The following is a 4,150-nucleotide window of genomic DNA, read 5'->3' on the forward strand; positions in this document are numbered from 1 at the left end:
CACCAAGAACACCAAGAATCAAAGTGAATATCTATGAACTAAGCAAAGAGATTAGCTACATTCTGTAAACGATGACTAGGAGGAGCCGTGTGCGTTAATAGCGCAAGCACGGTTCTGTGAGGGGGAGGAGTACAATTTACCGTAAGGTAGGAAGGCTCCTTTCTACTCGACTAGTTCATTAAAGATGGATAATTTTTCAATTTACATATAATGTAGAAGGAAGAAATGGAGGGATGAAATTTGAGATTTTTCAAGATGTTTTCTTTTTGCATTTTAATGATAGTATTCTTAAATGCTTGTAGTTTAGATACTACAAAAACGAAAAGTGAAATTTTAGAAATACCTAATAAAGATGAATATACAACCTTATTAGTGCAAAGTGTTGATGAGAACGGGGTATCTTCCGAGTCAACTTCAAAGGTCATTACAGATATTAATGAAATACAGGCTTTTATAGAAAAAGTAAACAAAATGGAAGTTGTGCAACCTCCTAATAAGGAGTTATTGGAGAAGAGTAAAGAATTAAATAAAAAAGGGAATTACTTTTTTATATTATCCGATAAAGAAACCATGGATAACAAAGTGTACACGATGAATTTTTTTAATGATGGAAGGATTATGTTTCAAGAACCGAACGGAAAGAAGCAAGAAGCAAATGGAGCAGGACAGAAAATGATGTATTTATCAAAAGAAAAACATTCTAATGTTCTTCTTGAAATGAAAGAATTATTAAACATCAAGTTTTAATTAATCCTTAATGAACTAAAGGGACAGGTTAGTTCAACAACAAAGGGAAGTTTCCTTGAATGGAACCGTTATTCTATTTACTTAGATTTTAATGATTAACCTTATTAATTCCTTTTTGGAATAAAGAACAATAAAATTTTAAATGGTAAAATGAATTTATTGAAAATTGCAATAAATACAGGGGAGGGGAATCACGTTTGGATACAAAAATGGCTCGAAATCGTGCTGAATTATCTGGAAAGTTAACAAATGTATTAGACTCCAGAACGTTAACAAACTCACACAAAAGGCTTGCAGAAATTATTACGGAAGGCATGGCAATTCTTGATATTGGATGTGGTACAGGGGCAATTACTAGAGGCATAGCAGAAGCTGTGGGTCCAAATGGACGTGTAGTAGGAATTGACAGTAATCCAACCTTAATTCAAAAAGCACGTCAATCATATGGCGAAATACCAGGATTATCATTTGAAACAGGTGACATTTATAATCTTCCTTATGAACAACAGTTTGACATTGTTACCTGTTCACGGGTATTAATATGGTTATCCGACCCATTAAAAGGATTGAAAATGATGACATCTGCTGCAAAAATTGGAGGTCGCATTTTAATTGCGGATTATAACCATGAAAAGATATCATGGAATCCCCTGCCACCTTCAAGTATGCTCAGCTTTTATGCTGCCTATTTGAAATGGCGTACGGAAGCAGGTATGGATAATACAATTGCCGATAACCTTCCTGGGCTTTTTCGAAAAGTTGGTATAGAAGATATTACTATAACCCCTCTTCATGAGGTAACAAATAGAAGGGACCCTGATTTTCAAACTCGCATTGGGATATGGGCTGATACTGCATCAAGCAGAGGAGTTCAAATGGCGAGAGACGGTTTTATTTGTGAACAGGATTATGTGAGTGCTGAAAACGATTATCGTGAATGGATGATGCGTGAGGCTGAATCTTTAACGATGTATATGTTAGCAGTTGAAGGTGTAAGGGGCTGTTAAAGCCCCACTCAAAATTTAGCCACTAATAATGCTTATACTATGTTGTTAATGAACTAAAGGGTGCGTTAGCTGAAGATCGGGGCTGTCATTAAGGCAGCTTTTTCTTATGGGGGTGCCGCCAAAAAGGTCGTGCAAATACTGCCCGACCTTTCAACTATCCCCACGATATAGTTAATGGGATATTTAAAATACGAAACTATAAAAATATCATTCCTCAATATGTATAGTTTTACTTTGCAAATAAGTGGTTGCCTATTCTAATGACTGTTTCCCTTGTGAAAATCCATTCATCTGTTGCCGAGAACGGATTATAATAATAAACAGAACCATGAGTAGGATCCCAACCTTGTAATGCATCAATAACAGCTCGATATGAATAGCTATTTGGGGTCAAATAATATTGCCCATCATGTACAGCTGTAAAAGCATTTGTCTGGAAAATAACATCGTAAGTATTTTTAGGAAAACCTGGCGTTGATATTCGGTTCAAAATTACTGCAGCTACAGCTACTTTTCCTTCATAAGTTTCTCCTCGAGCTTCTCCATAAACAACCCTGGCCATCATTTCAATACTATTTAATTTTTGTTGTGTTTGGAATCCAAAAACCCCATCTGGTAATACTCCAGAATCTAGTTGAAGTTGTTTAACTGCATGATCAGTAATTGCACCATAATACCCTGTTGGTTGCCTATTAAAGTAACCCATTTTCTTTAAATTTTCTTGTAAGTCATAAACTGCTTGTCCTTGACTTCCATTGTGTAAAATTTCTTGAGCAAAGATTGAATTTGGTATAAAAAACATGAAACAAATAAAAACAACAAACGACATTTTTTTAACATTTAACATCAAATAATACCACATCCTTCGATTCATTTTCCTACTATTCTACTTTATCATACAAGAAAAATAGATTTATCTTACATTATTCCTATTTTAAACCAAAAATTAGAGAAATTTTCAGACGAATTTGTCTGTTTATTGGGGTACCGCCTATCGTCATCAAGCTAAGAAAAAGGATTATACCCATAACGAAAAAATAAGCTATTCTTTGGTGTAAATGCTGCTGAAGATAGCTTTTTTCATTTTAGGGTATAAAGAAATTTTAACTAATGGGCATGCGGCAAGACCCCTTATGGCACTATCGGGGCAGGTTAGTTGAAGAACAGTAACAGAAAAGGTAGGGTAATTTGTAGGAGGTACTAGTATTCGAGTTTTCTTTTGTTTTTTTTATTTGTTTCTTTTAAGTGGTCTAGTAATGGGTTCAATGGAAAGTGTTTTTTTTACTGATATTTTTGGTAAGGCAGGTAAAGGTATTCCAACACTTTTTGCAATACCTTTACTTTATTTGATACGGGATCATTTTAAAGAGATAAAAGATCTGGATTTTGGAATGATGTTGTTTTTAAGTATTGCTTCTTTTACAGGACTTGCAGTCATCTTTGTTGTTTAGAGATGTTAAAAGGTGATTTTAAAGTTTTCTTCTTGAACTAACGGGTGCTTTACTTCCATAAAGGAGTTGCTTTTGCAGCTCTTTTTTTATGGAGCAAAGGGGCAGGATAGTTCAAGAGTGCTGTTTGATCTTTGTTCAGCAATAGGGCCATTGTGGAAGATCAGCAGAAACTTTTGAGATCTTAATCAAAATAGTAATTAATCTATCGAAGTTGTAAAATAAGGGTAAGAATAGTTCTGGGGGGGGATTTATATCAATTATAATGCTATTAATCTAAGCGAGAAACTGTCCAAATTCAGTGAACACTGGTCGCCCAAAGTCATTGGTGAAATGAATGACTATCAGTTTAAGTTAGTTAAGATTCTGGGGGATTTTGTATGGCACGATCATAAAGACACCGATGAGGTATTCATCGTGATAGACGGCGAGATGTCCATCGCATTCCGCGATGGAGAGGTTAAACTTTCCAAAGGAGAAATGTATGTGATACCAAAAGGTGTGGAGCATAAGCCTTATGCTGAAAAGGAATGCCATATAATGCTGGTAGAGCCTAAAGGTGTAGTCAACACTGGTGAAACTAATTCCAAACTAACTACTGAAAATAATATATGGATTTAAACCAAGGATCAACATATAAAAGGAAGTTACATAGTTACATATTTTACAATCGGGCGCGATTCTTTAATAAGAATCGCTTTTATTATAGAACTCCCTCAGTTTAATAGATAATGCTCACGAATACTCGCTTATTCGCAGGATTTCATACCACATGGTATAGGTTGCTTTAGATGAACGAAAGAGATAGGACCGTTTTGATAAGATGAGGGCAGATTGAAATAGGGGATCCATTAAAAATCCCATATTATTACATATGCTGCACGCATTTTCCACGCTGCCCTTGGAGGCTTTCCCTCCCATGTCTCAACGGGTCATAATCCTATGCCC

5 protein-coding genes are annotated in these 4,150 nt (G+C 35.3%); 4 read left to right on the plus strand and 1 reads right to left on the minus strand.

Annotated elements, in window-relative coordinates:
- The first annotated feature begins 240 nt into the window (after window positions 1–240).
- Both AC1DVK_RS26545 and AC1DVK_RS26550 read left to right on the plus strand, forming a co-directional pair.
- Window positions 241–747 (plus strand): hypothetical protein, encoded by a 507-nt coding sequence (locus tag AC1DVK_RS26545; RefSeq protein ID WP_477627786.1) that lies wholly within the window; start codon window positions 241–243, stop codon window positions 745–747.
- A 197-nt stretch (window positions 748–944) separates the two neighbouring features.
- Window positions 945–1,754, plus strand: a complete 810-nt coding sequence (locus AC1DVK_RS26550) for a class I SAM-dependent methyltransferase (RefSeq protein ID WP_477627787.1) — start codon at window positions 945–947, stop codon at window positions 1,752–1,754.
- Between the two features lie 229 nt (window positions 1,755–1,983).
- On the opposite strand, the gene AC1DVK_RS26555 is transcribed toward AC1DVK_RS26550, so the two are convergent.
- On the minus strand, window positions 1,984–2,601 hold the full coding sequence (locus AC1DVK_RS26555; RefSeq protein WP_477627788.1) for a cell wall hydrolase: 618 nt from the start codon (window positions 2,599–2,601) through the stop codon (window positions 1,984–1,986).
- A 409-nt stretch (window positions 2,602–3,010) separates the two neighbouring features.
- Here AC1DVK_RS26555 and AC1DVK_RS26560 point away from each other — a divergent pair, with 409 nt between their 5' ends.
- Window positions 3,011–3,205 (plus strand): hypothetical protein, encoded by a 195-nt coding sequence (locus AC1DVK_RS26560; protein ID WP_089364840.1) that lies wholly within the window; start codon window positions 3,011–3,013, stop codon window positions 3,203–3,205.
- A gap of 252 nt (window positions 3,206–3,457) precedes the next feature.
- Window positions 3,458–3,823 (plus strand): cupin domain-containing protein, encoded by a 366-nt coding sequence (locus tag AC1DVK_RS26565; RefSeq protein WP_410862953.1) that lies wholly within the window; start codon window positions 3,458–3,460, stop codon window positions 3,821–3,823.
- The last annotated feature ends 327 nt before the right edge of the window (window positions 3,824–4,150 follow it).

This window comes from Peribacillus sp. P4_B1 (genome assembly GCF_056402395.1).